Source organism: Thalassospira sp. HF15, from assembly GCF_011806525.1.
GTDB lineage: Bacteria > Pseudomonadota > Alphaproteobacteria > Rhodospirillales > Thalassospiraceae > Thalassospira.
The window spans coordinates 103,098-129,801 of the sequence record NZ_JAAVKI010000008.1; the positions used below are offsets into that span (position 1 = coordinate 103,098).

General features: G+C 54.0%; 25 protein-coding genes and 2 tRNA genes. 18 read left to right on the forward strand and 9 right to left on the reverse strand.

Going from position 1 to position 26,704, the window contains the following annotated elements:
- Positions 1–6: 6 nt before the first annotated feature.
- Positions 7–786, reverse strand: a complete 780-nt coding sequence (locus HED22_RS17315; protein ID WP_167724590.1) for a phosphodiesterase — start codon at positions 784–786, stop codon at positions 7–9.
- 75 nt (positions 787–861) lie between these two features.
- Here HED22_RS17315 and HED22_RS17320 point away from each other — a divergent pair, with 75 nt between their 5' ends.
- Together HED22_RS17320 and asnB are read left to right on the forward strand one after the other, a co-directional pair.
- Complete coding sequence (locus HED22_RS17320) at positions 862–1,131, forward strand: ribbon-helix-helix domain-containing protein (protein WP_167724592.1); 270 nt, start codon at positions 862–864, stop codon at positions 1,129–1,131.
- An 11-nt stretch (positions 1,132–1,142) separates the two neighbouring features.
- Entirely contained in the window at positions 1,143–2,996 is a 1,854-nt protein-coding gene (gene asnB, locus HED22_RS17325) for an asparagine synthase (glutamine-hydrolyzing) (RefSeq protein ID WP_167724594.1), read from the forward strand.
- Here the strand turns inward: asnB and HED22_RS17330 are convergent.
- Positions 2,964–4,043, reverse strand: a complete 1,080-nt coding sequence (locus HED22_RS17330; protein WP_167724596.1) for a response regulator — start codon at positions 4,041–4,043, stop codon at positions 2,964–2,966. The genes asnB and HED22_RS17330 overlap by 33 nt on opposite strands.
- A gap of 278 nt (positions 4,044–4,321) precedes the next feature.
- Between HED22_RS17330 and HED22_RS17335 the strand changes: the two genes are divergently transcribed.
- From HED22_RS17335 to HED22_RS17375, 9 genes are all read left to right on the forward strand, one after another.
- Positions 4,322–5,197, forward strand: a complete 876-nt coding sequence (locus HED22_RS17335) for a MurR/RpiR family transcriptional regulator (protein ID WP_167724598.1) — start codon at positions 4,322–4,324, stop codon at positions 5,195–5,197.
- Positions 5,198–5,220: 23 nt separating this feature from the next.
- Positions 5,221–6,609 (forward strand): aspartate aminotransferase family protein, encoded by a 1,389-nt coding sequence (locus HED22_RS17340; RefSeq protein WP_167724600.1) that lies wholly within the window; start codon positions 5,221–5,223, stop codon positions 6,607–6,609.
- Positions 6,609–7,439: a 3-keto-5-aminohexanoate cleavage protein gene (locus tag HED22_RS17345; protein WP_167724602.1), complete on the forward strand. Its 831-nt coding sequence runs from the start codon at positions 6,609–6,611 to the stop codon at positions 7,437–7,439. The genes HED22_RS17340 and HED22_RS17345 overlap by 1 nt, the downstream gene beginning before the upstream one ends.
- A 206-nt stretch (positions 7,440–7,645) precedes the next feature.
- Positions 7,646–8,623: a TAXI family TRAP transporter solute-binding subunit gene (locus HED22_RS17350; RefSeq protein WP_167724603.1), complete on the forward strand. Its 978-nt coding sequence runs from the start codon at positions 7,646–7,648 to the stop codon at positions 8,621–8,623.
- Between the two features lie 197 nt (positions 8,624–8,820).
- Positions 8,821–11,424, forward strand: coding sequence for a TRAP transporter permease (locus tag HED22_RS17355; RefSeq protein ID WP_167724605.1), 2,604 nt, complete (start codon positions 8,821–8,823; stop codon positions 11,422–11,424).
- A 14-nt stretch (positions 11,425–11,438) separates the two neighbouring features.
- Positions 11,439–11,867 (forward strand): universal stress protein, encoded by a 429-nt coding sequence (locus tag HED22_RS17360; RefSeq protein WP_167724608.1) that lies wholly within the window; start codon positions 11,439–11,441, stop codon positions 11,865–11,867.
- Between the two features lie 118 nt (positions 11,868–11,985).
- Positions 11,986–12,402 carry a hypothetical protein gene (locus HED22_RS17365; protein WP_254870255.1) on the forward strand — a complete coding sequence of 139 codons (417 nt, stop codon included), beginning with the start codon at positions 11,986–11,988 and terminating at the stop codon, positions 12,400–12,402.
- Between the two features lie 310 nt (positions 12,403–12,712).
- Entirely contained in the window at positions 12,713–13,474 is a 762-nt protein-coding gene (locus tag HED22_RS17370; RefSeq protein ID WP_254870256.1) for an SUMF1/EgtB/PvdO family nonheme iron enzyme, read from the forward strand.
- A gap of 185 nt (positions 13,475–13,659) precedes the next feature.
- Positions 13,660–14,400 carry a hypothetical protein gene (locus HED22_RS17375; RefSeq protein ID WP_167724614.1) on the forward strand — a complete coding sequence of 247 codons (741 nt, stop codon included), beginning with the start codon at positions 13,660–13,662 and terminating at the stop codon, positions 14,398–14,400.
- Between the two features lie 102 nt (positions 14,401–14,502).
- On the opposite strand, the gene HED22_RS17380 is transcribed toward HED22_RS17375, so the two are convergent.
- A complete protein-coding gene (locus HED22_RS17380) occupies positions 14,503–14,901 on the reverse strand; it encodes a cytochrome c family protein (protein ID WP_167724616.1) in 399 nt (132 codons plus the stop codon).
- A gap of 474 nt (positions 14,902–15,375) precedes the next feature.
- On the opposite strand from HED22_RS17380, the gene HED22_RS17385 reads away from it, so the two are divergent.
- Entirely contained in the window at positions 15,376–16,512 is a 1,137-nt protein-coding gene (locus HED22_RS17385; RefSeq protein ID WP_167724619.1) for a DUF2336 domain-containing protein, read from the forward strand.
- Between the two features lie 141 nt (positions 16,513–16,653).
- Here HED22_RS17385 and HED22_RS17390 read toward each other — a convergent pair whose 3' ends face one another.
- The 3 genes from HED22_RS17390 to HED22_RS17400 form a co-directional block, all read right to left on the reverse strand.
- Complete coding sequence (locus tag HED22_RS17390; protein ID WP_167724621.1) at positions 16,654–18,045, reverse strand: TRAP transporter large permease subunit; 1,392 nt, start codon at positions 18,043–18,045, stop codon at positions 16,654–16,656.
- Positions 18,046–18,066: 21 nt separating this feature from the next.
- On the reverse strand, positions 18,067–18,651 hold the full coding sequence (locus tag HED22_RS17395) for a TRAP transporter small permease subunit (RefSeq protein ID WP_167724623.1): 585 nt from the start codon (positions 18,649–18,651) through the stop codon (positions 18,067–18,069).
- Between the two features lie 110 nt (positions 18,652–18,761).
- Positions 18,762–19,823 carry a TRAP transporter substrate-binding protein gene (locus tag HED22_RS17400; protein WP_167724625.1) on the reverse strand — a complete coding sequence of 354 codons (1,062 nt, stop codon included), beginning with the start codon at positions 19,821–19,823 and terminating at the stop codon, positions 18,762–18,764.
- A 133-nt stretch (positions 19,824–19,956) separates the two neighbouring features.
- Between HED22_RS17400 and HED22_RS17405 the strand changes: the two genes are divergently transcribed.
- A complete protein-coding gene (locus HED22_RS17405) occupies positions 19,957–20,097 on the forward strand; it encodes a hypothetical protein (RefSeq protein WP_167724627.1) in 141 nt (46 codons plus the stop codon).
- Between the two features lie 236 nt (positions 20,098–20,333).
- Here the strand turns inward: HED22_RS17405 and HED22_RS17410 are convergent.
- From HED22_RS17410 to HED22_RS17420, 3 genes are all read right to left on the reverse strand, one after another.
- Positions 20,334–20,410, reverse strand: a tRNA-Pro gene (locus HED22_RS17410).
- A gap of 211 nt (positions 20,411–20,621) precedes the next feature.
- A tRNA-Pro gene (locus HED22_RS17415) sits at positions 20,622–20,698 on the reverse strand.
- Between the two features lie 98 nt (positions 20,699–20,796).
- Positions 20,797–21,834: a polyprenyl synthetase family protein gene (locus HED22_RS17420; protein WP_175581296.1), complete on the reverse strand. Its 1,038-nt coding sequence runs from the start codon at positions 21,832–21,834 to the stop codon at positions 20,797–20,799.
- A gap of 265 nt (positions 21,835–22,099) precedes the next feature.
- Between HED22_RS17420 and HED22_RS17425 the strand changes: the two genes are divergently transcribed.
- From HED22_RS17425 to glyS, 5 genes are all read left to right on the forward strand, one after another.
- Positions 22,100–22,357: a DUF2007 domain-containing protein gene (locus HED22_RS17425; RefSeq protein WP_167724629.1), complete on the forward strand. Its 258-nt coding sequence runs from the start codon at positions 22,100–22,102 to the stop codon at positions 22,355–22,357.
- Positions 22,358–22,397: 40 nt separating this feature from the next.
- The gene (locus tag HED22_RS17430; protein ID WP_368484514.1) at positions 22,398–23,180 is read left to right on the forward strand and encodes a tRNA1(Val) (adenine(37)-N6)-methyltransferase; all 783 of its coding nucleotides are present in this window, start codon (positions 22,398–22,400) and stop codon (positions 23,178–23,180) included.
- Positions 23,181–23,255: 75 nt separating this feature from the next.
- A complete protein-coding gene (locus HED22_RS17435) occupies positions 23,256–23,480 on the forward strand; it encodes a hypothetical protein (protein ID WP_167724631.1) in 225 nt (74 codons plus the stop codon).
- A gap of 264 nt (positions 23,481–23,744) precedes the next feature.
- A complete protein-coding gene (locus tag HED22_RS17440; RefSeq protein ID WP_167724633.1) occupies positions 23,745–24,635 on the forward strand; it encodes a glycine--tRNA ligase subunit alpha in 891 nt (296 codons plus the stop codon).
- Positions 24,636–24,638: 3 nt separating this feature from the next.
- A complete protein-coding gene (gene glyS / locus HED22_RS17445) occupies positions 24,639–26,702 on the forward strand; it encodes a glycine--tRNA ligase subunit beta (protein ID WP_167724636.1) in 2,064 nt (687 codons plus the stop codon).
- Positions 26,703–26,704: the final 2 nt, after the last annotated feature.

Below are 26,704 nucleotides of genomic sequence, written 5' to 3' on the forward strand. Positions count from 1 at the left end.
TCAATTTTACATATCGAACTTCACGAAATTAAAGTGATATCGAAGCCCGCCTTTTTCATCGGCAAAGGCAATGCCATAGCCCGGTCCAAGCGGGTTGGGGTCTTCAAGCTCTTCTTCTTTTTCATGTCTGAAATCAAGCGGTTCGCCCGACTGTGTGCTGTTGCCCAGAACAAACGGCACGCCAAGCCACGTGCCGGTGGCCGGACGATGCAGGTGGCCAAAGAACAGATGCTTGATCTGTGGATTGGCCGAGACGATTTCACCCAGCGCATCCTCTGCATCCAGACGGATGGTATCCATAAAGGGCAGACCCATTGCCATTGGTGGATGATGCATGAACAGGAAGGTGGGCGTGTCCTTGTGTGCGGTCAGTTCATCGCGCAACCAGTCAAGTCGGTGCGGGCATAATGTGCCGTGGTGATGGCCGGGTACAATGCTGTCCATCATGACAAAACGCACCCCATTGAAGGTTTGGCCAAAATTGACAAAGCCACGGGTGTCGGTTTCGGTGGTTGGGAAGGCATCGCAAAATGCTTCGCGGATGTCATGATTGCCCGGAATGATCAGATAGGGAATGGCAAGGTTTGAAAGGATTTCGACCGCGTTTTCATACTGTTCCGGGGTGCCGCGATGGGTAATGTCACCAGTGATGATGCAGATTTCGGCATCGCTGTGATAGGTGTTCACTTCGGTAATCACCTTACGCAGGGTGGCCGCCGCATCAGGTTGGCGCGATATGTCATTTCGCGCCAGAATGTGAAGGTCGGAAAGATGTATGAATTTCATGTCGATGCCCTATCATGGCGGAAAGCTTTTGAAATCATGGTCGTTTTTGCACTGGAATTAAAGATTTAAACGCTGATGGATGATGCCGTTCGTAAAAGATCCGTGACAATTGCCGGGCACCGGACCAGTTTTTCGCTCGAAGATGCTTTCTGGGAAGAGTTGGTCGGCATCGCACAGCGCCGCGACATGACGCTGGCCGAACTGGTTGTCGAAATCGACACGGACCGCGAGGGCAATCTATCGAGTGCCCTGCGCCTGTTCGTTTTGCGTGATCTGCAAAATCGGTTGGCGGCGGATGGTGACGATGAACGGTCTGATGCAGTCGGCCCTGACGATCACGTTTAGGCACCCTATCGATGTGTGGCATTGCAGGCGCAACAGAACCCGGCGATCAAAGCACTGTGAATGCCATGCTGCAACGCCTTGCCCATCGCGGGCCGGATGGCAATGATATCTGGGCTGATCCGGGCGGAAAAATCACCCTCGGATGCGCGCGTCTTGCCACAACTGATCTGGATGCGGTGGCCAATCAACCGCTTGTCACCGCCGATGATCGATTTGTTATGGTGTTTAACGGCTATATCGCCGGACATCGTCGTAAAATCAGCGATGCCACCAGCGGTGGACTGACATTCAAAACACGGAGCGATGCGGAACTTGTTCTGCAGTTGCTGGCAAACGAGATCCAGCGCGGAGGTAGCCCCGCTCACATACTTGAAAGCTTGTCCGGGCAGTATGCACTGGCCTTGTGGGATCAGACGCAATCCAGTTTGTGGCTGGCGCGTGATCCGCTTGGTATCAAACCATTATATGTTCTGAACCGCCCAGATGGGCAGATTGCATTTGCGTCTGAGATGGCTGCGTTTTCGGCTGTTGCGCCGATGGTCCCTGATAAAACCATCAATGCGGCATATCTTGCGCATCTGTTCGTGCCAGCGCCAAAGACGGGTGCAGAGGACGTGATGCTTCTTCCGCCCGGAACGATCCTGCGATGGCGGGCGGGCGAGGTCACGACGGCGAAGATTGCCCATCCCGTGCGCCAGGCAGGGCAGGTGACAGAAACAGAAACATTGCTGTCAGCCGTGCGGCAATCGGTTGCCGATGCGATGGATGTTGATTGCCCGGTTGGATGCTTGGTTTCAGGCGGTCTGGACAGTGCCGGTGTCTCGGCATTGGCGTGTGACATTGCCCGCGAACGCGGACAAAGGGCTCCCAAGGCATTTGTCATGGGATTTGATGATCCGGCGATTGACGAAACGTCTGCTGCTCAAAACCTTTGTCGCCATCTCGGGCAAGAGCTGCAAATCGTTCAGGCACCAACAAAGCCGGAGGAAATTTATCAGGAGCTTGTCGAGGCTTTGCGCAGTGTCGGCGGGCCTTTTGCCAACCCATCGATTGTTTTGATACGCCGTCTTTCAAAAACAGTGGGCGCACATGTCAAAGTCTGCCTGTCTGGAGATGGCGGGGACGAGCTGTTTGGCGGCTATCCACGATATCGGGCAGCACAGCTGTACGAGAAATACTGGCGGCATGTTCCAGCACCCTTACGACGCTTGCTGGCAAGCTTAATTGGGGCTGGCAATCATCATAGGGAACTTCATCGCTTTCTCTCGGGCGCATCACAAGGGCGCGACCATGCCTTTGCCATATGGAACAACCGCTGTGCCATTCCAGAATGTAAATCCCAACTAACAGCGCGACCAGATTTTGGTCGCGGACTGACCAAAGCCATGATGGATTTTGACCGGGATGTGACACTTCCGGGCAATCAGTTGGTGATGTCTGATCGCTGTGGAATGGCGCACGGACTGGAATATCGGCTGCCGCTTTTGGGGCATGATGTTGTCCGCCTTGCAGCGTCAGCACCAACGAGACGGCATTTTAGTCAGGGCGCCAAGACACTGTGGCGGCAGGCCATCGCGCCGTACCTGCCAGCAGGGCATGCTCAAAACCGTAAGATCGGGTTCAATCCACCAGTAGCAAAGTGGCTTTCGGAGCTTTCCAGATATCTGTGGGGGGATGAGGCCCGCATTCTTGCCGTAGTCTTTGAGGATGCTCAGATTTCGCAAGAGGCCAGGGCGGAATATTGGAAGCGTGCAATATCAGGTAACGATCTGGATATGGCGCTTAGTGTCTGGGCGCTGATGGTCTGGCAGATCTGGCGTGAGTTGGATGGATCAGGCGTTGGGCGCACTGCTGATACTGCGTGACCGGCGATACAGGTTAAGCGCGGTCAATGCCGTTGGTGCGAGTTGCACCACTTGCCGTGAAAGCGATAGCAAACGGCTTTCGTCAGGCTCATTGTCCTCAAAGACGGTCTGGGTTGTTTCACACAGTTCAGAAAGCTGGCGCAGACCAAAGGTGCCCGACGTGCTTTTAAGCGCATGGACTTCGTTGCGCACGGTGGTCATGTCGTCTTCGGACAGGGCCTTGTCGATCTTGACCAGACGGGATTCTGTTTCGTTGATAAAGATTTCAATCCCGCATCCGGCACCTTCATCGCCAGCGTCGGTATAAAGCTGTTCTAGAATGCGGACATCAAGAACCGGACTTGTCAGCGATTCCGGGCGGGAAGGTCGGCCAATTCGCGCACCCTTACTGCGTTTCTGTAGCGCATTCGGGTCACCGTTAGTTCCGCTGCGTCGTGCGATCAGATCCTGCATGGTATCGATCAGCTTTTGCCGCTGAATGGGTTTGTTGATGAAATCATCAACACCCGACTGGCGGGCAATGACGTTCCAGTCCCGAGACTGATGGGCGGATAATGCAATGATCGGCGTACGCGACACCGGACCACTCATGTGCCGGATCCGGCGGGTGGTGTGCAGGCCGTCCATATCGGGCATTTCGACATCCATCAGGATCAGGTCGGCATTCACGCCACGTTTGAGCATGTTCAATACTGTCTGGCCGTTGCTGGCCTCGACAATGCCATATCCTTCGGACTGAAGAATACGCCGCGCGACCATGCGGTTGCTTTCACTGTCATCGGCAATGATCACCGTACCGATCTTGGCGTCGTTGGCCGAATTCGCAAGATCAGGGCGTTCGGACTGTGATACCTGCGGTTTGACAAAGCAGACAGAAATCATGCCGCCATCTGCAAGTTCGGTTTCACTGAAGATAAGGTCTTCCTCGGCAACACCCGAGATCAATTGTTCCCACGCCGGATTGGCAAAGACAATCCGTTCGTCTGCATCAAAGAGCGCAATGCCTGCCTGCGCCTGTTTAAGGGATTCAATGATCTTCGTTTCCATGGGGTATCCACCGATTCGGTGTCTTGATCTCCACCAAGAAGCACTTTTTGGTTTGCTGTATGAAACGCAAAGGTTTCATCTTTGAACTCAGGTATTTTTACAGTTTTTTCTAATAAGTCCATGTTTTTTCGGTGTCACACAAAATGTGTCCGGCATTCAAATGAAACAAAACACCGAAACATATGTTTCAGATAGCGGAATTATGAAACATTTGTTGAGTGTTGGGGTGACCTGTGTCGTAATCACGTCTTCCTTGAGGATTCACGGGTATCCGGGTGATGGGTGTGCAAACTGATTTGCGTGAAAAACTGATTTCGGACTACGCCAAGCTTAGTCCGCAAATGCAAAAGGCTGCGCGCTATATCCTCGATCATCCAAGTGATGTCGCCCTGCGGTCCATGCGTGCCGTTGCGCGTTCGGCCAACGTTCCACCAAGTACAGTTACACGCCTGATGAGCGCGATTGGTGTCGAGACCTGGCAGGAATTCCGCGACCATTATCAGAATCGACTGCTCGACCAGCCTGCAAGCTATGCCCAGCGCGCAAGGGAAACGCAACGCACGGAAAATGATGCCAACCGGGACGAGCATCTTCTTGAAAGCATTTGCCGCACTGAAATTGATAATCTGAGTGCGGCGTTTACGCCCGAGATGGTCTCGTCAATGATCGAAACCTGCGAGGCGATTGAAAATGCCCGGCAGGTCTTCATTGTTGGACGCGGGGCTGCGTATCCGGCAGCATTCCAGTTTGCGTATGCATATCGACTGTTTTGCGACAATGGCGTTCTGGTGGACGGCCATTCCGGTACCTTTGGCGATGAGTTGCGCGGGATCGGTCGACGGGACCTTCTGATTGCACTCGGGGCAAAACCCTATATCCGCGATACGGTGCGTGCGGTTGAGTTTGCCCGCTCTCAGCATTGCCCGGTGATTGCTGTTACGGATTCTGATGTATCCCCAATTGCAACCGATGCTCTTTGCAAGCTTGTGGTGCGAGATACGTCACAGTCCTTTTTTCAAAGTTTTACCGCCTCCCTTTCCATGATGCAGGCGCTTGTCGCCCTGCTTGTCGCACGGGGTGGTCATAAGGCCCTGCAACGGATTGCCGCTGCAGAAGAACAACTGGCACGCTTCGATACATATCTCGAAGAATAGTCTTTTTTACGGAACTTCCGATCATGACCAACGCGTCAAACTCTGCCCATTCCCCTGCCTCTGTTCCAAATGCCGGAACCCGCGTCCTGCATCGCACGAGCACGTCTATCCCGCCGCGCGCAGTCCGGGGCGAGGGGATCTACATCTTTGATCAGAACGGTAAGAGTTATCTGGATGCCTGCGGCGGTGCTGCCGTGTCGTGCCTTGGTCATTCTGATCCGGACGTCCGGGCAGCAATGCATGCCCAGATTGATCAGATCGCTTACGCCCATTCAGGTTTCTTTTCATCCGATGCGATGGAAGAACTGGCTGATGAACTTGTCGCATCAGCGCCTGCGGCGATGGATAAGGTCTATTTTGTGTCCGGCGGGTCGGAGGCCACGGAAGCTGCCCTTAAAATGGCGCGCCAGTATTTTCTGGAAATTGGCCAGCCGGAACGCAAATACGTCATTGCCCGTCGTCAATCCTATCACGGCAATACCCTTGGGGCGCTTTCGGTTGGTGGCAACATGTGGCGGCGCAAACAGTTTGAGCCGCTTCTGATCACCGCAAGCCACATCGCACCTGTTTATCAGTATCGCGACCAGCGTGATGATGAAACGCCAGAGGCCTATGGTCTTCGTGTTGCCAATGAACTGGAAACGGCGATCCTTGAACTGGGTGCAGAAAACGTCGCGGCATTCGTTGCTGAACCGGTCGTCGGTGCAACGGCAGGCGCGTTGGCGCCAGTGCCGGGCTACTTCAAACGCGTGCGTGAGATTTGCGACCAATATGGCGTGTTGTTGATCCTTGATGAGGTCATGTGCGGTATGGGCCGCACGGGCACGCTGCATGCGATTGAACAGGAAGGCATTTCGGGCGACTTGCAAACCATCGCCAAGGGCCTTGGTGCCGGATATCAGCCGATTGGTGCCGTGCTTGTTTCCAAGAAAATCAATGATGCCATCGCGACAGGATCTGGCTTCTTCCAGCACGGTCACACCTATCAGGGGCATGCAACGGCCTGTGCCGCTGCCCTTGCGACCCAACGCGCCATCAAGGAACGCAACCTTCTGGCCAATGTGGTTAAGCAGGGCGAGAACCTTGTGGACGCGCTGCAGGCAAAACTGGGTCAGCACCCGTTTGTGGGTGATATTCGCGGACGTGGTCTGTTTCGCGGCGTGGAACTGGTGACGGATCGCGAAACCAAGGATCCGTTTGACCCGGCCCTTAAGATCAATGCCAAGATCAAGAAGGCCGCTTTTGCCCGTGGTTTGATGGCCTATCCGATGGGTGGAACGATTGATGGTGTTCGCGGCGACCATGTGTTGTTTGCCCCGGCCTTCATCATTGATGAAAACGATGTCGCCAAGATCGTCGACCTGTTTGCTGGTGCACTTGATGACGTGTTCAAGGCAGAGGGGCTGGCGTAATGGAGTATGGTGAGAAACCGTTTCTGATTGCATCCGCCCCTAATGGCGCACGCAAGACACAGGCGGATTTGCCAAACATTCCGATTACGCCAGCCGAAGTCGCCAAAACGGCGTCTGAATGCAAGGCTGCAGGTGCGTCGATGATGCACCTGCATGTTCGTGATGATGATCAGAGGCACAGCCTGGACGTTGGTCGCTATCGCGAAATGCTGGCCGAAGTGAAATCGGCCGTCGGCGACGACATGCTTTTGCAGGTCACGACCGAAGCTGTTGGCATGTATTCGGCCCAACAGCAGATGGAGATGATCAGAAGTCTTGTGCCCGAAGCGGTTTCCATTGCCGTGCGTGAAATTGCACCAGACGACGCGGACCTCAATGCGTTGAAAGCGTTTTTCGACTTCATGCGCGAGGCAAAGATCTCGCCGCAGCTGATCCTTTATGCGCCTGACGATGTTGCGCGGTTCAATCAGCTCATTGAAATTGGTGTTCTGCCTGGTGACAAGTTCCCGGTTCTGTTCGTGCTGGGCCGCTACACCGCTGGTCAGGTATCTCAGCCTTCTGATCTTTTGCCATTTATAGAATCCAGTCCGTATGTCTCGGAATGGATGTTGTGTGCTTTCGGGGCATATGAAAATGCCTGCATTCTTACCGGTGCAGGATTGGGTGGGCATGCGCGGATCGGGTTTGAGAATAATCACCTTAGGGTTGACGGATCGCCCGCTTCGAACAATGCTGAGCTTATTGCCCAGGCACATGATGGTTCGATCCTGATGGGGCGGCAGGTCGCCACAGGCGAACAGGCCCGCCAGATTATGCAACCCATGTGGTAGGAGGGGCAAAACGAAACAACTAATACGCAAAAACACGTAAATTCGTCAGGAGGTTTCGGGGTTATAGGGTTTTATTCCGCCATGTCGGACACTATAATCCCCATCGTCGAAACATCTGATTTATCTGATGTTTCCGTTTAATTCAGTGGTTCGATGTCGAACGCTGAAATGCCTAATAACAGGGTGTAAAAAGGGAGCGAATCCTAATGAAAAAACTTATCGCTGTAGCGGGTGCAGTCGCTGCAATTGCAGGCGCCTCGCTGTTTGCCGGTCAGGCCTCGGCACAGGAAAACCGTTTCATCACCATCGGTACCGGTGGCGTGACCGGTGTGTACTATCCGACCGGCGGCGCGATCTGCCGTTTGGTGAACAAGGATCGCAAAGAGCACGGCATTCGTTGCTCGGTCGAATCCACCGGTGGTTCGGTCTACAACATCAACACCATTCGTACCGGCGAGCTGGACATGGGTGTTGCCCAGTCTGACTGGCAGTACCATGCCTATAATGGGACTTCGAAATTCGAAGACCAGGGCCCGTTCGAAGACCTGCGCGCCGTATTCTCCGTTCATCCGGAGCCGTTCACCGTTGTTGCCCGTGCAGATGCCGGCATCAAGACCTTTGACGACCTCAAAGGCAAGCGCGTGAACATTGGTAACCCGGGTTCCGGTCAGCGCGGCACCATGGACATCGTTCTTGCTGCCAAGGGCTGGACGCTTGATGACTTCTCGCTGGCATCCGAACTGAAGCCGGCTGAACAGTCCCAGGCACTTTGCGACAACAAGATCGACGCAATGATCTATACCGTTGGTCACCCGTCCGGTTCGATCCAGGAAGCAACCACTGCCTGTGATTCTGTTCTGGTTGAAGTTGCCGGTCCGGCCATCGACAAGCTGATCGCTGACAACCCTTACTACCGTGCAGCCACCATTCCGGGCGGCATGTATCGTGGTAACCCGGATGATGTCACCACCTTTGGTGTCGGTGCGACCTTCGTGTCCTCGACCAACACTGATGCAGACATCGTTTACAACGTTGTCAAAGCCGTCTTCGAAAACTTCGATGACTTCAAAAAGCTGCATCCGGCATTTGGCGTCCTGAAGAAAGAAGAAATGATCAAGGACGGTCTGTCGGCTCCGCTGCATGACGGCGCAGCACAGTACTACAAAGAAGCAGGCCTGATGTAATCAGCCTCGGGACGGAGGGCGTTTTCGCCCTCCGTTTTTCTTTTGCGCCCAACGGGTTTGCTCACAAAAACTGAATAAATTTAACGCCGTCATTGTGGTGTTGGAGTACTCCGTGGGGGACCGGGTGTGTGTCGACGGAGGCTTTTTGTATCTGGACCACCAGTTCAATTGGCTTTCGTAGTGACCGGGAGTTTGTGATGACTGACGAGAAAAAAACGGAAAATCCGTCCGTTGATCAGGGGCTGCAGGACCTGATTGCGGAAAATGATACAGGGGCCCGTCAGCCAAGTGGTTTGACGGCGAAGATATTGTTGTGGCTTGCCGTTGCATGGTCACTGTTCCAGCTTTGGCTTGCTTCGCCATTGCCGTTTATCTTTAATTTTGGCGTTTTGAACTCGACCGAGGCACGGTCGATCCATCTCGCATTTGCTATTTTCCTGGCCTTCATGGCCTATCCGGCCTTCAAGAATTCCCCACGTAGCTACATCCCGATCGTCGATTGGGTTCTGGCTGCGGTTGGTGCGTTTTGTGCGGCTTATATTTACATATTCTATCGCGAACTTTCGGATCGTCCGGGGCTGCCGATCACGGCTGATCTTGTTGCAGCTGGTGTTGGCCTAGTCATGTTGCTTGAAGCAACCCGCCGGGCCCTTGGCCCGCCGCTGATGATCGTTGCCATGATCTTCCTGGCATATGTCTTCTTTGGCAATGCACCGTGGGTGCCGGATGTTCTGCAATGGAGCGGGGCAAGCTTCTCCAAGGCGATGTCGCATCAGTGGATCACCACCGAGGGCGTGTTTGGTATCGCACTTGGCGTATCAACCAGCTTTGTTTTCCTGTTTGTCCTGTTTGGATCGCTTCTCGACAAGGCGGGCGCAGGTAACTATTTCATCAAGGTCGCGTTTGCGGCCCTTGGTCACATGCGCGGTGGTCCGGCAAAGGCAGCCGTGTTGTCCTCGGCAATGACCGGTCTTATTTCCGGCTCCTCGATTGCCAATGTTGTGACGACCGGAACCTTTACCATTCCGCTGATGAAGCGTGTCGGCTTCTCTGGCGAGAAGGCCGGGGCGGTCGAAGTGGCATCCTCGGTCAATGGTCAGATTATGCCGCCGGTCATGGGGGCAGCAGCCTTCCTGATGGTCGAATATGTCGGCATTCCATACCCGGAAGTCATCAAGCATGCCTTCTTGCCGGCAACGATTTCCTATATTGCGCTGATTTACATTGTTCACCTTGAGGCGCTTAAGGCGAACATGAAGGGTCTGCCGAAACGGGTCACCTCGACCCTTGGTCAGACCTTGATCAGGTCGCTTCTCTTCGTGCTGTCGCTCGTGGTGCTTTCCGGTCTCGTGTATTACGCCATCGTGTTCCAGAAACAGTTGTTTGGTGACGCAGTTGGCTGGATTGTCGCGGTCGAATGCGGGGCGATCTATCTTGCCGGGCTTTATTACGCGGCAAAATATCCTGATCTGGAAATGGATGATCCGAACGAACCGGTTCTGGAACTCCCGGCTCTTGGCGAAACCGCAAAGGCCGGGCTGCATTATTTGCTGCCGGTTGTGGTGCTTGTCTGGTTCCTGATGATCGAGTTGAAATCACCTGGTCTGTCGGCCTTCTGGGCGACGGTTCTGATGATTTTCATCATGCTGACCCAGCATGCGGCCAAGGGCTTCTTCCGAAAGAAACCCGATTTTGCCAATGACCTGAAACTTGGTGTCATTGACGTCATTGACGGCTTTGCCACCGGTGCGCGGAACATGATCGGCATCGGTGTTGCAACGGCGGCTGCAGGGATCATCGTCGGTACGGTGTCATTGACCGGTATCGGTCAGGTGATGGTTGAATTCGTCGAACTGATTTCGGGTGGTAGTCTTCCTCTTATCCTCGTTTTCACTGCGGTTATCAGCCTAATTCTGGGCATGGGGCTTCCGACCACAGCGAACTATATCGTGGTCTCAAGCCTGATGGCACCTGTGATCGTTGAACTGGGGGCAGTGAACGGGCTGATCGTGCCGTTGATCGCAGTGCATCTGTTTGTCTTCTATTTCGGCATCATGGCCGATGTGACCCCTCCGGTCGGCTTGGCATCCTTTGCTGCTGCCGCTGTTTCGGGTTCGGATCCTATGAAGACAGGCTTTGTCGCGTTCTTCTATTCAATGCGCACAGCGGTTCTGCCTTTCCTGTTTATCTTCAATACGGAATTGCTGCTGATTGGTCTTGATCATCCGATCGATGTGATGGTTGTCATCGTGGTCTCGACAATCGCCATGCTCGTCTTCGCCGCAGCGACGCAAGGCTACTTCTTTGCCCGTTCGAAGCTATGGGAAAGTGCGGCACTGCTTTTGATCGCCTTTACCCTGTTCCGTCCTGGGTTCTGGCTCGACATGATTGCGCCGCCTTATGAGAACCTGCCAGCGACAACCATCGTCGAAGACGCTGCCAACATGCCGCCTGATTCCAGCATTCTGCTGGATGTTGAGGGGATCAGCATTGAAGGCGACGAGGTTTCCAAATCCGTGATGCTGCCGCTTGGTCCGGCAGGTTCGGGTGAGGATCGTCTGTATAATGCCGGTATCGGCATTCGCGATGAGGACGGGCGCATCTATATCGATGATCTGGTCTTTGCCGGTCCGGCAGAGAAAGCAGGACTTGATTTCGATTTTGAAATCACGGCTGTAAAGGTCGAAGCTGATCGTCCGCCCAAGGAAGTCTTCTTTATCCCGGCCTTCCTGTTGCTGGGCGGGATCATTGTTCTTCAACGCCGACGCAAGCGCAGTGAAGACGCGCTTGGTACGGCCTGACAGGGAGAGTGAAGATGTACAAGGATATTCTGGTCACAGTAGATCTTGAGCATGAGTCTTCCTGGAAGAAGGCCGTTCCGGTCGCGATCAAGCAGGCGCAAAGCTTTGGTGCGCGCCTTCATGTTCTGACCGTGGTGCCCACAGTGGGGATGTCGATGGTCGGTCAGTTCTTCCCGAAGGGCTACGAGACCAAGGTTCTGGAAGCCTATAACGAACGCCTGCACAAGTTTGTGTCCGAGCACATCCCCTCGGACATTAAAGTGCAGCATATCGTCGGGCAGGGGACGGTTTATGAGGTCATCTTGCAGATGGCCAAGAAAACCAATTGCGATCTGATTGTGATCGGATCGCATCGCCCGGAACTCAAAGATTATCTTCTGGGTCCGAACGCGGCACGCGTTGTGCGTCATGCGGAATGTTCAGTCATGGTCGTTCGCGACTGAAGCCTGACTGTGCAACCGGTTAAACAAAGAAACGGGGGCGATGCCATGGCATCGCCCCCGTTGCCGTTGGGACGGACGAGATGATCAGTTCGCTGCACACGGGTTAGCAGCGCACGGATTGGCTGCACATGGGTTGTTTGCAGCACAGGGGTTGGCGGCGCAAGGGCTGCAGGGGCTGCAAGGGTTTACAACTTTCTTTGCAGCGCAAGGGTTGGCCGCGCATGGATTAGCGGCACACGGATTGGCCGCGCACGGGTTAGCAGCACATGGGCTGCAAGGTGCGCAGCTGGCAACTTCGGCGGTCGGGGTCGGAAGCGGTGCTGCCATCGCCATCGGGGTTGCCATGGCAAGGCTGGTGCCAATCGCCATTGCCGGGATCAGTGCCTTTTGGGTGAAGGTCATGGATTTCTTGTTCATGTCGTGCCTCTCTGAAGGTCCGGTAAATTTAAACCCGGGCGTTCCATCGCCCGTCGGTGAAGGCACTATGGTCCAATTCGTCCTTGATGCGGCGTCACATGGTTTCACTGTTGTGTGAGTCCGACGTGTTCGAACGACACGTTGCAGCCATCCTACTAGAACCCTGTTTCTTAAAGAGAATGTCAAAAATACTGACATTCCTTGGTCAAACCGATTGAAAACGCGATGAAATTTCCGCATCTTGGTGCCAGGTGGAAGGGCGATTTGAAATGCGGAGCTGCTTGAAGAAAGTGTGAGACGCATCGCCGATCAGGACGGAAGTGTGTATGAAAGTCGGGGACTGTATCTCAGATATTTGGAAATTCTGCGCGGTTGCGTGCCTGATGGGGGTCTCCCAGGCGCAGGCAGCTGGGGGCGGAATTCCCGAGATGGTTCATATTCCGTCCGGCTGGTTCTGGCAGGGATCCGATTCCGTCGAACGCCAATATGCCTATCAGATTGATGAGCAGGTCTATGGCCATGACATCAGTCGCCGCAATCGCTGGTACGATCTCGAAAGCGATAAATGGCGTGTCCATCTTTACGGCTTCGATATCGGCAAGACGCCGGTCACAAATGATCAGTATGCCGTTTTTATCGAAGAAACCGGCCACCCGGCACCCACTATCAGCCAGGAAGATTGGGAACGTCAGGGGCTGATTTATACATATGATACCATCATGCCGTTCGTGTGGAACAAGGACCGGCCGCCAAGCGGGCGTGGTGATCACCCTGTTGTTCTTGTCTCCTGGCAGGATGCCAATGCCTATGTTGCGTGGTTGAGTGAAAAAACCGGCGAAAGCTGGCACCTTCCAGACGAGCTCCACTGGGAAAAAGCCACGCGCGGACCCGATGGAACTTTTTATCCTTGGGGCAATATCTTTGATCCCAGCCAGTTGAACAGTGCGGATAACGGTCCGTTTGATACGATGCCGGTCGGCCAGTTTGAAGAAGGTCCGTATGGCCTTCAGGATGGTGTCGGACAGGTCTTTGAATGGACGTCTTCTTCGTCGCAGGCGGGCTACCGCATTGTCAAAGGCGGATCATGGGATGATCGCGGCTGCGGTGTGTGTCGCCCGGCAGCGCGGCACGGTCGGCCGGAGTTTCTCAAACATATCCTGATCGGTTTTCGGGTGATGCGCGACCGTTAGATCTGCGCATATCCGGTTAGAAGCATCTGTCTTGCGCGAACGTTCTGCGCCCTGAACCAAAGCTTGTTGCAAAGCGTCTTGAAATCACTAACTGTTGATAGGGTTTCATTGGCGTGATCGGTCAAAAGCCACCTTAATCTGCCCAAGTGGAATGATGGGTGGATCGAAACGATGTTGGTGAACACATGACTGAAGACACACTTGATTTGGCCTCGATCCCGACGGATCAGCTTGAAAAGATGTTGGCGGCCGGGCGTGACGTGATGGAATGCCATCGGGTGCTGACTGCCACGGGCGATAACATCGTTGGTGAGCTGATCAAGGGGGCTGGTACATTCTATGAATGGACGCACTATCCCGAAGGCGATGTCTATGATCGCCAGTCTCATGCGCAGTTCTATTACCACGCCCACCCCAAGGAAGAACGCCGGGATTGGGACGAACACGGCCATTTCCATACATTCCTGCGCCCGCGCGGGATGCCTGATGGTTGTAAACCCAAACAGATTGACGGCTTCGATTATCCCGAAGGCCCAAATGATGCCCTTTCGCATCTGATTGCGTTTTCGATGGACGAGTTTGGCTTCTGTCAGCGTCTGTTTACGACCAACCGCTGGGTCACCGGCGAGGTCTGGTATGACGCAGAAGATGTCGTTGGCATGCTTGACGGGTTTGTGATCGACCATGCGCAGCCATCCTGGCCGGTTAATCGTTGGGTCTCGGGTATGATGGTGCTTTTCCGCCCGCAGATTGAAAAGCTGATCCGCGAGCGGGATCAGGCTGTGGCAAACTGGATGGAAAAACACCCGGATCGTGATGTCTATGAGGATCGCGAACTGGAAGTAACCTCGACCTTGAATGTGGCGACGGTCGACCACATGCGCGCCGTGGGTGAAGAGTTACTGCGTCGGCGTGAGGCCGCATAACGCACACACGTCCAGCAACCTGTACAGAACACTATCACCAAATCAAAAATGGCCGGAGCATGTTGCTACCGGCCATTTTGCGTTTTCAAAGGAAAACGGAAATTACTGCGATTTCAGGAATTCGATGATGTCGGCGATATCGGACTCTTTCTTGAGTTTGAAGGCCATTTTGGAGCGCTGTTTGGAACCGGCGATTTCGCTGAGTTTCGCGGACGGGTCCTGAAGATAGTCGGTCAGGAACGCTTCATCAGCGACGAAGCCTTTTTCACAGGCCGCCTGATAACCACGACCATATTTGAAACCTTCAACCGTGCCGCATTCGCGACCAAATGCACCAGCAAGGCTCGGTCCGACCTTGTTTACACCCGCATCAAGACTGTGGCAGGCAGCGCAGCGTTTGAACAGTTTTTCACCTTTTGCCGCATCACCGGCAATTGCAGGTGCCGCAGACAGGAAGGCGAGGGAGCTGGCAACGAGAACCAGTTTGCGCGAAAACGTCATTATGGAGCCTCTCTCTTATTTCGAAGTTCCCGATGGACGGGATAATGCACCGCTTTTTGGGGCATCTGTGGGTAACCGCAAGGTCAACTTAGGCGTCTTGTCGCGATATTACATGGTGCGACACCGGTTGATCTTCAAAAACTGGTAACCAGATTTATCATATAGTGATCCCGAAGAATTTGAGTTTAGTCAATTTTTCAAACAGCTGTCGGAATTTGCCAGATTTCACCACTTTTGATTGCTGGCAAATAAATTACGGCTGAAATACTGTGTTTCCGCTATGGCGGCATGTGGTTGGATTTATGCGTCAAGCTATTGGGGCGGACAGCCCTGTGGCGTGTCGACCAATAGGATGGTTGAAAATCAGGACCTTGTGCCCCAATTAAGGAAAATATGTTTGTCGATTCCCTGCCAGAAGTATAATCTTGGGCAGTAATTTGGCAGCCATGTGAGAAGCGTGCCAGGAGATATCTATTGCCACGTATCACCAAAGAAGATCTGAGCAAACTGGTTCAGGACCCGTCCGGGGCAAACCGTGCCGACACGGCCGAAAAGATTAGCCGTGAATTCACGACCGAAACCCTGACCGATAGCGAACGTGTTCTGGCCGAGGATATTTTCCGTCTGATGATCAGGGACGCGGAAGTCCGTGTGCGCAAGGCGCTTGCCAAGAACCTCGCACAGACACCTTTGGTGCCCCACGATGTTGCCGCAACACTGGCGCGCGATGTTGATGATGTTGCGCTACCGGTTCTTGAATTTTCCGAAGTTCTCAATGATGACGATCTTGTCGATATCATTGGTGATAATGCAGACAGTGTTGAAAAGCAGCGCGCAATTGCCTCGCGTGCTCATGTTTCCGAAGTTGTGTCGGCAACGCTGGTCGATATCGGCCATGAAGACGTAATGGTCGATCTTATGTCGAACCAGGGCGCGGAAATCAGCGAGGTTTCCCTGCAAAAGGTCGTCGATGATTTCGGCGACAACGAACGCATCCAGAAACCGATGATTGAACGCAACCATCTGCCGATCACGATCGCGGAACGCATGGTGACGCTGGTGTCTGAACGGATGCGTTCGCAACTTATTTCGCGTGGACACATCCCCGAAGGCATCGTTAATGCCGTGATGACCCAGTCGCAGGAAAGTGCGACCATTGGCTTGCTCGGCGACGGGGTTGAAGACCGCGACGTCGAATTGCTTGTTGAACACCTTTACACCAACAATCGCCTGACCAGTGGGTTGATCCTGCGTGCCCTTTGCATGGGTGACGTATCCTTCTTTGAGGCCGCGTTGGCGAAACGCGCCGGTGTGTCGCTGATCAATACCCGCATTCTGATCCATGACAGTGGGCCATTTGGTCTGGAAGCAATTTACAATAAGGCCGGTATGCCCGAGCACTTCTTCCCGGGTGTACGTGCGGCCATCGAAGTGGCGCGCGAGACATCCTTTGATGGCGAAGAGCATGACAAGGAACGCTATTCCCGCCGGATGATTGAACGGGTTTTGACCCAGTACGGGGACCTCGGTGTCGAGTTCGACTCAGACGATGTCGATTACCTGATGGGCCGTATGTTGCAGCTTCCCGGCGAACGGGCGATGCATCACTGATCAAACGTCCCGTCGCATTCAAAACAAAGACAAAACCGCCCGGATCGATGATCGGGCGGTTTTCTTTTGGGCAGTTGGTGTCATACAAAAAAAGGGCGCCGTCTTTGACAGCGCCCTTTTTGCCGATTGTTTGGCTTCTTGCTATTCAAGAAGCGTGTTTGGCATCCATAGGGCCAGTTCCGGGAAATACATCACCAGTATCAGGCCCAGGACCTGCAGAAGCACGAAGGGTATAATGCCCTTGTAGATCTGCTGAATGGTGATCGACTTCGGCGCCACGCCCTTTAGGTAGAATAGTGCAAACCCGAAGGGGGGCGTTAAGAAGCTTGTTTGCAAGTTCACCGCCACAAGGACCGCAAACCATGTCAGCACCTGTGCTTCGGTTGCTTCAAGGCCACCGATATCGAGGTGATGACCGAAATCAAGCTGGGCAATGACCGGTGCAAAGATCGGCAGAACAATCAGGGTGATCTCGACCCAGTCAAAGAAGAAGCCAAGGATGAAGACGATCAGCATCAGCAAGAGCAAGACGCCCCATGGTCCAAGACCTGCACCTTCGACCAGATCAATCACCAGGTCATCGCCACCAAGCGAACGGAACACATAGGAAAAGACCGTTGCCCCTGCAAACAGGAAGAACAGCATTGCCCCTGTCAGGGCGGAACGTTCGCAAACATCCTTAAGGACCGGCCATTTCAGGCGTCCCTTGACCAGTGCAAGGAAGGTCGCACCAACGGCACCAACGCCTGCAGCTTCGGTCGGAGTGGCGAAACCGGCAAAGATCGACCCCAGAACCAGAACGATCAGGAAGACAGGCGGCAGGAAGCTGCGCACCACCATCATGACAAGGTCCTTGCCATGAACTGCTTCGCCTTCGGGGAGTGGTGGGGCAAGTGACGGATTGAGCTGACAGCGCACAAAGATATAAACGGTATAAAGACTGGCCAGGATCAGGCCAGGGATGATGGCCGCCAGGAACAGGTTGCCGACCGATACCGACAGAAGGTCGGACATCAGAACCAGCATGATGGATGGCGGGATCAGAATACCAAGCGTACCCGAGGCGGCAATTGTACCTGTGGCAAGCGACGGGTCATAGTTGCGGCGCATCATGACCGGCAGGGCCAGCAGCGTCATCATCACGACCGATGCGCCGATAATCCCGGTGGTTGCCGCCATGATGGTACCCATCAAGGTTACCGACAGGGCCAGACCACCCGGCACCTTGCGCAGGAGCATGTTCAGGCATTCCAGAAGATCTTCTGCAACACCACTTTTTTCAAGCATCGTACCCATGTAGATGAACATCGGCACAGCAACCATCACCATGTTTTCGGAGATGCCGCCCCAGATGCGAGAAACGATATTGAAGAATTCGATAAAGGAGAAAACGTCATACGCCATGCCCAGGAAGCCAAAGGCGATCCCGATGCCGGAAATGACGAATGCAACCGGAAGTCCCGTGAAGACAAGAATGCCCAGCGAGGCAAACATGAACAGCGGAAACCAGTCTTCGATATAGAAGTTACCCATTTGGAATTATCCCCGTTCCGCTCAGTCTTCGAGCTTGGCTGAGCCAAGGTCTTCAAGATGGTGGGTACCGACATAGTACCCGGCACGCTTGTGCAGGTTTGTCGGGCCAAAAACATAGACGAAGCATTTCAGGAAGATCGAAAGCCCCGCCATGGCGAGAAGGCCAAAGCCGATGGGGATGGTCGATTTGATGATCCAGCGATGGGTCAGGCCGGTCGTAGCCGCCGAAACTTCGTGGTTTTCAAAGGAACGGACAACAAAATCAAATCCGAAATACAGCACCAGCGCGCAGAATGGCAAAACGCAAATAAGTCCGCCGAGCATTTCGACGATCGCGCGGGTGCGGGGGCGAAGGTTATCGCGAATAAGTTCGATACGGACATGTGAGTCGCGAATATAGGCAAAGCCGAAACACAACATAAACAGGCCAGTGTGGAGGTGCCATTCAAGCTCCTGAAGCTTGATCGATCCCTGACCGCCGAATTTACGTTGAATCACGTCATAAAGGATGACCATCATCAACGGTATCGCAAGCAGGCTGGCCCACTTCCCCACACGGGTTACGATGGCGTCGATGCCGTCACTAAATTTCAGTAGCGCTTCCATAGAAGGTCTCCCGGGTCTTCTTATCGCGGTCAAGGCCGGGGCACGGAGCACCCGGCCTTGCCGAGACTTGTTTTTGTCGACTGACTCAACAGTCTTTCAGACCTGTTGGATTAATCGAGATAACCGATGTCTTTCCAGATCTTGTAGTCTTCGCGGAAGCTCTGGAGGCTTTCATAAGCCATTTTGAAGTTCGCATCTTCAGCCGAAAGCTCGGTTGCGACTTCCTGCCAAGCACCACGCATGGCATCAAGCATCTCTGGCGACCATTTCTTGATCTGAACGCCTTTTTCCTGAAGTTCTTTCAGGGCGTTGAACTGGATCGCTTCGCCTTCTGCGAAACCATATGCAAGGTTGTCATTACATACTGATTCGATCTGGGCCTGCTGGGTCTCGGACAATGCGTCCCACTTTTCCTTGTTCATCATCAGATCGAACAGGGTCGACTGCTGATGCCAGCCCGGGAAGTAGTAGTATTTGGCAACCTGATGGAAGCCAAGCTTCAGGTCAATTGCCGGCATGGAGAATTCGGTGGCATCAATGGTGCCAAGCTCAAGCGCCGGGTAAATGTCGCCAGCCGACAGAAGCTGGGTCGAAACGCCGAGCTTTTCCATGACTTTCGCGCCAAGACCGAAGAAGCGCATTTTCAGACCTTTGAGGTCTTCTGGCGAATTGATTTCCTTGGAGAACCAACCCGATGCTTCCGGTGCGATCAGACCACAGAACAGCGACTTGATGCCATGTTCGGCATACAGCTTGTCAAAGATTTCCTGGCCACCGCCAAATTTGACCCATGCCAGATATTCGCCAGCCTGTGGGCCGAACGGAACAGCACCAAACAGCTGCAGTGCCGGAACCTTGCCTGCCCAGTAACCCGGCGTGGAGTAGGCAGCATCGATTGAGCCGGTCGAAACGGCATCAAAAACTTCGAGCGCCGGTACAAGCGCGCCTGGCTCATAGAACTTGATGCGGACATTGCCGCCGGAAACTTGCTCGATCTTTTCTTCTACGCGTTTGCCAAGCGTACCAAGCTGGGTCAGGCTGCCCGGATAGGTGGAGCCCATTTTCCAGCGAACGCGCTCTTGGGCATCCGCGTCAGTCGGGGCTGCAGTGAAAGCAGCCGCAGCAATAACGGCAGCACAAGTTGCCGATTTAAGCACTTTAGAAAAAGTCATTCGTCTTCCTCCCTAAGAAGTCCGAAATTGGTAATACCACGTGAGGCCGACCACCGCCTGTTGGTTTTATTATTGGGCGGTTTTCTCCCCGATTTTTATGTTGCAGGGCGAAGCATAAGCGTATTTCGCAAGGATGAGCAAGTTTGTTTCCTCGCTGGCGAAAGAAAATATCTTTATTGCAGCGCAAAAACGCAACTTGCTTTCTGGCGCAAAAGCAGGAATTCCGCACGGGAATGCGCAATTGGCGCTTTTTCATTTTGTCCGAAAGTTATAGGTCAAAAAGTCACATGATACCCGTGATTTAGGTATCCATTCCCGTATGACCCTACATTTAAGTATGGGATTCGATGTCATTCGTGAATGTTATGACGGTTGCGGTTGGAATGCGTCTTTGCACTGTCATGTTGTCATGCGATAGCGCAGATGCAGCAGATTTTGCACTCGGACGTGTTGTTTAAAGCCGGCGAAAATGAAAACGGGCGGCCTTTCAAAGAAAGACCGCCCGACTGATGGTCGGAGCGAGAGGATTCGAACCTCCGACCCCTGCCTCCCGAAGACAGTGCTCTACCAGGCTGAGCTACGCTCCGTCAGTGGGCGGAGGTTTAGCTCTTCTTTCGGCGCGGATCAAGCATAAACCGGTCGTTTCGGGTTAAAAAAAGTCCCTTTGTCGGCGCACGACCCGGGCGGATGACGACCTGATTGAAAATCATTGATGGGATCATGATCAGAGCGCGACAATTGGAGGCCTGAAACGCAAAAGGCCCCGAAACGAATAACCGTTTCAGGGCCTTTGAATGATGGTCGGAGCGAGAGGATTCGAACCTCCGACCCCTGCCTCCCGAAGACAGTGCTCTACCAGGCTGAGCTACGCTCCGTCATTCTGCGAAGCCGGGTGATAATGGTTTATCACAATCGACGCAAGATATTTTTGTGCGTTTCCGAGTGACCCCGGCATGCGCAAAGGGAATATCGGTTAATATGGGCGCGAAATACAGAACTCGACAGCCTCGACCATGGCATCCTTGATGGGGCCATCTTCGAAACGTGTCAGGGTATCGATCGCCTTCTGGCCGAACTCACGGGCTCGGTCCATGGATGCATCCAGGGCATTATATTTGCGGATCAGTTCCTGTGCGCGGTCCAGATCGCCATCCTGGAAGTCCTGTTCTTCCATGCAACGACGCCAGAACGCTTTTTCCTCATCGCCACCATTGGCATAGGCAATGATCACTGGAAGCGTCACCTTGCCGTCGCGGAAATCATCGCCAACGGTTTTCCCAAGGGCTGCCTGATTGGCGGAATAATCCAGAACATCGTCAATCAGCTGGAAGGCGGTACCAAGATAAATGCCATAAAGACGAAGCGCTTCTTCGTCCTCAGGCGATCGGTTGGCAATCACCGCACCAATTTGCGATGCCGCGCCAAACAGGGCCGCGGTTTTGGCGGTGATGACTTCGAGATAGGCTTCTTCGGATGTGCCCATGTCATTGGCGGTCGAAAGCTGAAGCACTTCGCCCTCGGCAATGACAGCAGATGCCTGTGCCAGAATATCAAGAACGCGCAGCGATCCGGTTTTGACCATGACGACGAAAGCACGGGCAAACAGGAAATCACCAACCAAAACGCTGGCTTCGTTGCCAAACAGGGCATTGGCCGATGCCTGACCACGGCGCAACTGGCTTTCATCAACCACATCATCATGCAGAAGGGTTGCGGTATGAATAAATTCGACGCAGGCCGCAAGGTCGACGGCATGTGGCCCATCGCCATAACCACAAAGCCGTGCCGATGCCAGTGTCAGCATCGGACGCATGCGTTTTCCGCCGGCAGCGACAAGATGAGTGGCCAATTGCGGAATCAGGGCGACTTCGCTGTGCATATTGTCGATGATCACCTGATTGACGCGCTTCATGTCGCCATCAACAAGGTTGACCAGTGAATCAAGGCTTGGCTCGGTCTGTGGCTGCGGTGCGGTATTGGTCACGCTGTATTCCGACTTCTCAAATGTCATCTTCGCTGCCTGCATGGGCGAAGATTGCAAATAACAGCAGGCGGCCTCAACATAGATAGGCCAAGCTGTTGTGGTCAAGTGGACAAATGCGGTTACGGTCCTGCTTGAACCTCAGATAATTCAGGGTTTATGCAGCTTGTTTTGTAAACCACCACTGCAAGACCCTACATTATAGAGATATTATCGTTTTTTGGATTTCTTCGTGTTTCAAAACGTATGAATAGGTCCTGACCCTCACCAGATCACAGTTTGAAGGAAAATGCAGATGATCGAACTTTTTCGCAGTAACGATCCCATCGAACTGAGCTGGGCGCAGGCTGTTCTGGCTGATGAAGGTATCGACAGTCACATCTTTGACTATCATGCCAGCATCATCGAGGGATCCATCGGGGCACTGCCTAGGCGTCTGATGGTCGATGGTGAAGAGGAAAGTCGAGCCAAATACGTTCTTGATGTTGCCAGGCGCGAACTAGATGCGCATAACGCCAAGGGCGATGCTTCGGATGCGGTGGCGTCCGAGTAGCAATTCAATCAGACCAAAATGATATTCAGGACAATTGATCGTGAGTGCAGCGACAAGCATTAAGGTGCCCGATTTCCCCGAAGAGCGGATCAGTCATGATTATCTCCTCGGTGGGTCTGTCGTGCTCAAGCAGCCAGTTGATGGCTATCGGGCGGCGGTCGATGCTGTTTTGCTGGCGGCATCGGTTTCGATCAATTCCCGTCGCGATGAAAAGGTACTCGACGTCGGCGCAGCTGTTGGTTCGGCCGGGCTGTGCGTTGCCCGCCGCCTGACAACGGCCAAGGTAACTGGTGTTGAGTTGCAAGACGATCTCTATGCTCTGTTTTGCCGCAACGTGTTGGAAAACGATCTGGCTGACCGTGTGACGCCGGTGCATGGCGATATCAATGATGGTCGTCTGCCGCTGATGGCTGAAAGCTTTGATCAGGTCATTTCCAATCCACCTTATTATGCCGGGGGCACGCGGCCCAGCAACGAAAGCCGGGCCAAGGCCCATCAGGAAGGCACCGCAGACCTCAAGGACTGGATTGCGTTTTGTCTTAAGATGGTGCGGCAAAAGGGGCGCATCACGCTGGTGCATCGCGCCGATCATTTGGACCGGATCATTGGCCTTTTGCATGGGCGGGCCGGGGATATGACGGTTTATCCGATCTGGAGCAAGGCTGATGCAGACGCACCCTTGCGCGTTATTGTGTCTGCGCGCAAAGGCGTTGCATCGCCGCTGACCATGCGGCGGGGGATCGTTCTGCACGACGAGGACGGAGCCTATTTGCCGCAAACAGATGTTCTTTTGCGCAATCCAATGGCATTGCCCGGTTTCTAAATCGTTAGAACTTCAATATAAGGACGGGATGACTGTGACAGATGTTGCAGATAAATCCGTGCTTTGGGACCTGATATGCTGAGTTTTTCGAAAATCCTATTCACCGCGCTTGTCGTCGTTGTCGTCTGGCAGGGCTTCAAACTGTTTAATCGCGGCAAACAGGTGTCAAATAACGAGCAACCCAAACAAACCGGCCACGAGAAGAAAAAACAGTCCAAGCCGATTGCCCACGAGCTGGAAAAATGCCCGAACTGCGGCGTTTACCATGCCGAAGGCAACGCACATCGCTGCGACAGTTAAGGTCTTCTCGCCTAACGCTCAAGCCTTTGCCTGACCCGCCTACCCGATGATATTCGACTTTGGGGGCAGCGACGCGAATTTGTCTTGGATTTTTCCCGATTATCCATGAACTATGTTGCTGCAATGCGGCATCGTGGCAGTCGGCAGGATACAAGGGTTGCAAATTCAGCGCATCTCAGGGCTTTTGCCTTCTTGACCGCGCGGGGGCAGGGCGGTAGCTTGCCGCCATAAATTCATAGACAACAGAAATAGAGAGTTCGCGCCATGGCGCTCGACGGGTCGCAACGTCCCCCTTCATTCCAGGAAATCATTCTTCGACTGCAAAGCTATTGGGCTGATCAGGGATGTGTCATCCTGCAGCCCTATGACTTGGAAGTCGGTGCCGGTACCTTCCACACCGCGACAACCTTGCGCGCGCTGGGCCCGGAAACCTGGAATGCAGCCTACGTTCAGCCGTCCCGTCGTCCGACCGATGGTCGTTATGGCGAGAACCCCAACCGTCTGCAGCACTACTACCAGTTCCAGGTGCTGATGAAGCCGTCACCGGCCAATTCGCAGGATCTGTATCTTGGCTCGCTCAAACATCTGGGCATCGACCCGATGGCCCATGACATCCGCTTTGTCGAGGATGACTGGGAAAGCCCGACATTGGGTGCCTGGGGCCTTGGCTGGGAAGTGTGGCTTGATGGCATGGAAGTCACCCAGTTCACCTATTTCCAGCAGGTCGGTGGTTTTGAATGCAACCCGGTCCCGGTCGAGCTGACCTATGGTCTGGAACGTCTGGCGATGTACATTCAGGGTGTCGAGAACGTCTACGACCTTGATTATAACGGCGCAGGTGTAAGCTACGGCGATGTGTTCCTGCAGAATGAAAAAGAACAGTCGACCTATAACTTTGAAGTCGCCAACACCGAAATGCTGTTCCAGCACTTCAAGGATGCCCAAGCCGAATGTGCGGTGAATATCGAACGCGGTCTGGCCCTGCCGGCGTATGAGCAGGCCATGAAGGCGTCCCATCTCTTTAACCTCCTTGATGCGCGCGGTGTGATTTCCGTGACCGAACGTGCGGCCTATATCGGCCGTGTTCGTGACATGTCGAAATCCTGCTGCGAAGCATGGCTGCGCTCGCGCGGCCATTTGAAAGAGGAGGCATAAGTCATGGCCGAATTGCTGCTTGAACTGTTTTCCGAAGAAATCCCGGCCCGCATGCAGGCGCGCGCGGCCCAAGACCTTTCAAAACTGGTTACCGATGGCCTGAAGTCGGCCGATCTGGCGTTTGACAAGGTCGAAGCACTGGTGACCCCGCGTCGCCTGACCCTGATTGTTGACGGTCTGCCGGAAAAGCAGCCCGACCTGCGTGAAGAGCGCCGTGGTCCGCGTGCCAATGCACCGGAAAAAGCCATCAATGGCTTCCTTGCTGGGAACGGTGTGACGCTTGATCAGTGCGAAAAGCGCGAAACGCCAAAGGGCGTCTTCCTGTTTGCCATTGTTGAACAGAAAGGCCGTGCGGCATCGGATGTCATCAAAGACATCATCGAAGAAGCGATGAACAAACTGCCTTGGCCGAAATCAATGCGTTGGGCCGATCAGAAAATTCGCTGGGTGCGTCAGCTGGATCGTATTCTCTGCCTGTTTGATGGCAAGGTTATTCCGGTGAGCTATGGTCCGGTCGCCGCAGGCGATAGCACGCGCGGTCATCGTTTCCTTGCCCCGGCAGAATTCAGCGTTGCCAATGCTGCTGAGTACAAGGAAAAGCTGCGTAGCGCCAAGGTCATGCTTGATCGTGAAGAGCGCAAGCAGGTCATCCTTGAGGGTGCCAAGAAACTTGCCGCAAGCGAAGGCTTTGAGCTTTTGGAAGACAACGGCCTTCTTGAAGAAGTTTGTGGTCTGGTGGAATGGCCGGTGCCGGTCATGGGCAAGGTCGATGACGAGTTCATGGACATCCCGCGCGAGGTTCTTGAGACCTCGATGCGTGAACATCAGAAATATTTCGTGGTCGAAAACAAGGACGGCAAACTTGCCGCGCGCTTCATCACGGTTTCCAACATGATCACAGCAGACAACAATGCCAAGATCATTGCCGGGAACGAGCGTGTTCTGCGTGCCCGTCTGCATGATGCCAAGTTCTTCTGGGATCAGGACCGGAAAGTGACGCTGCAATCGCGTCTGCCGAAACTTGATAACATCGTCTTCCACGCCAAGCTGGGGTCGCTGGCCGAACGCGTCTTGCGTCTGCGCGGTCTTGCGCGTGAAGTATCAGCAGAAATTCCGGATTGTGATGTCAAACTTGCCGACCGCGCAGCCGAAATCGGCAAGGCCGATCTGGTATCGCAGATGGTGTTTGAATTCACCGAACTGCAGGGACTGATGGGGAAATACTACGCCGAAAATGACGGCGAAGCCCCGGAAGTCGCCAATGCCATTGCCGAGCATTATGCACCTGCTGGTCCGTCGGACATGTGCCCGACCGCACCGGTTTCAGTTGCGCTGGCACTGGCTGAGAAACTTGATACCCTTGCCGGGTTCTTTGCGATCGATGAAAAGCCGACCGGTTCAAAAGACCCGTTTGCATTGCGTCGTGCGGCATTGGGTATCATTCGTCTGGTTCTGGAAAACGGTTTGCGTTTGCCGCTTGGGCGTATCTTTGCCTTTGCGGTTTCCCAGTACCCGGCAGATATTCGTCGTGACGGGGCGGTCGAAGACCTTCTGGTCTTCTTTGCCGACCGTCTCAAAGTCCATCTGCGTGAACAGGGTGTCCGCCATGATCTGGTGTCGGCCGTGTTTGCACTGGATGGCGAGGACGATCTTGTCCGCCTGTTGGCCCGTGTTGAAGCGCTTTCCGATTTTGTCTCCGGTGAAAGCGGCGTCAACCTGATGGCCGGATACAAGCGTGCGTCTAGCATTCTGCGCATCGAAGAGAAAAAGGACGATATGTCCTATGACGCGGACGTCTCCGCGGATCTTCTGAGCCTGGAAGAAGAACGCAAGCTGTATGAGGCGCTCATTGATGTCCGGCATAAGGCCTTGCCACTACTCCGTGACGAGGACTATGCCGCGGCAATGACCGAATTCGCGCGCTTGCGTGAACCGGTCGATGCATTCTTCGAAAAGGTCACGGTCAATAGTGACAATGCCGACGAACGTGCCAACCGCTTGAAGCTGTTGGCGCAGATCCGGACGGCATTGCACGATATTGCCGACTTCTCGAAGATCGAATCATAAAA

Excerpts from the sequence above, each read along its gene's own strand:
- HED22_RS17375 (WP_167724614.1), top strand. The coding sequence starts at position 13,660 with ATGACTGAAGACACACTTGATTTGGCCTCGATCCCGACGGATCAGCTT.
- HED22_RS17315 (WP_167724590.1), bottom strand. The coding sequence starts at position 786 with ATGAAATTCATACATCTTTCCGACCTTCACATTCTGGCGCGAAATGAC.
- HED22_RS17335 (WP_167724598.1), top strand. The coding sequence starts at position 4,322 with ATGGGTGTGCAAACTGATTTGCGTGAAAAACTGATTTCGGACTACGCC.
- HED22_RS17400 (WP_167724625.1), bottom strand. The coding sequence starts at position 19,823 with ATGACTTTTTCTAAAGTGCTTAAATCGGCAACTTGTGCTGCCGTTATT.
- HED22_RS17320 (WP_167724592.1), top strand. The coding sequence starts at position 862 with ATGGATGATGCCGTTCGTAAAAGATCCGTGACAATTGCCGGGCACCGG.
- HED22_RS17350 (WP_167724603.1), top strand. The coding sequence starts at position 7,646 with ATGAAAAAACTTATCGCTGTAGCGGGTGCAGTCGCTGCAATTGCAGGC.
- asnB (WP_167724594.1), top strand. The coding sequence starts at position 1,143 with ATGTGTGGCATTGCAGGCGCAACAGAACCCGGCGATCAAAGCACTGTG.
- HED22_RS17425 (WP_167724629.1), top strand. The coding sequence starts at position 22,100 with ATGATCGAACTTTTTCGCAGTAACGATCCCATCGAACTGAGCTGGGCG.
- HED22_RS17355 (WP_167724605.1), top strand. The coding sequence starts at position 8,821 with ATGACTGACGAGAAAAAAACGGAAAATCCGTCCGTTGATCAGGGGCTG.
- HED22_RS17345 (WP_167724602.1), top strand. The coding sequence starts at position 6,609 with ATGGAGTATGGTGAGAAACCGTTTCTGATTGCATCCGCCCCTAATGGC.
- HED22_RS17440 (WP_167724633.1), top strand. The coding sequence starts at position 23,745 with ATGGCGCTCGACGGGTCGCAACGTCCCCCTTCATTCCAGGAAATCATT.
- HED22_RS17395 (WP_167724623.1), bottom strand. The coding sequence starts at position 18,651 with ATGGAAGCGCTACTGAAATTTAGTGACGGCATCGACGCCATCGTAACC.
- HED22_RS17435 (WP_167724631.1), top strand. The coding sequence starts at position 23,256 with ATGCTGAGTTTTTCGAAAATCCTATTCACCGCGCTTGTCGTCGTTGTC.
- HED22_RS17340 (WP_167724600.1), top strand. The coding sequence starts at position 5,221 with ATGACCAACGCGTCAAACTCTGCCCATTCCCCTGCCTCTGTTCCAAAT.
- HED22_RS17390 (WP_167724621.1), bottom strand. The coding sequence starts at position 18,045 with ATGGGTAACTTCTATATCGAAGACTGGTTTCCGCTGTTCATGTTTGCC.
- HED22_RS17370 (WP_254870256.1), top strand. The coding sequence starts at position 12,713 with ATGGTTCATATTCCGTCCGGCTGGTTCTGGCAGGGATCCGATTCCGTC.
- HED22_RS17360 (WP_167724608.1), top strand. The coding sequence starts at position 11,439 with ATGTACAAGGATATTCTGGTCACAGTAGATCTTGAGCATGAGTCTTCC.
- HED22_RS17380 (WP_167724616.1), bottom strand. The coding sequence starts at position 14,901 with ATGACGTTTTCGCGCAAACTGGTTCTCGTTGCCAGCTCCCTCGCCTTC.
- HED22_RS17420 (WP_175581296.1), bottom strand. The coding sequence starts at position 21,834 with ATGACATTTGAGAAGTCGGAATACAGCGTGACCAATACCGCACCGCAG.
- HED22_RS17330 (WP_167724596.1), bottom strand. The coding sequence starts at position 4,043 with ATGGAAACGAAGATCATTGAATCCCTTAAACAGGCGCAGGCAGGCATT.
- glyS (WP_167724636.1), top strand. The coding sequence starts at position 24,639 with ATGGCCGAATTGCTGCTTGAACTGTTTTCCGAAGAAATCCCGGCCCGC.
- HED22_RS17405 (WP_167724627.1), top strand. The coding sequence starts at position 19,957 with ATGAGCAAGTTTGTTTCCTCGCTGGCGAAAGAAAATATCTTTATTGCA.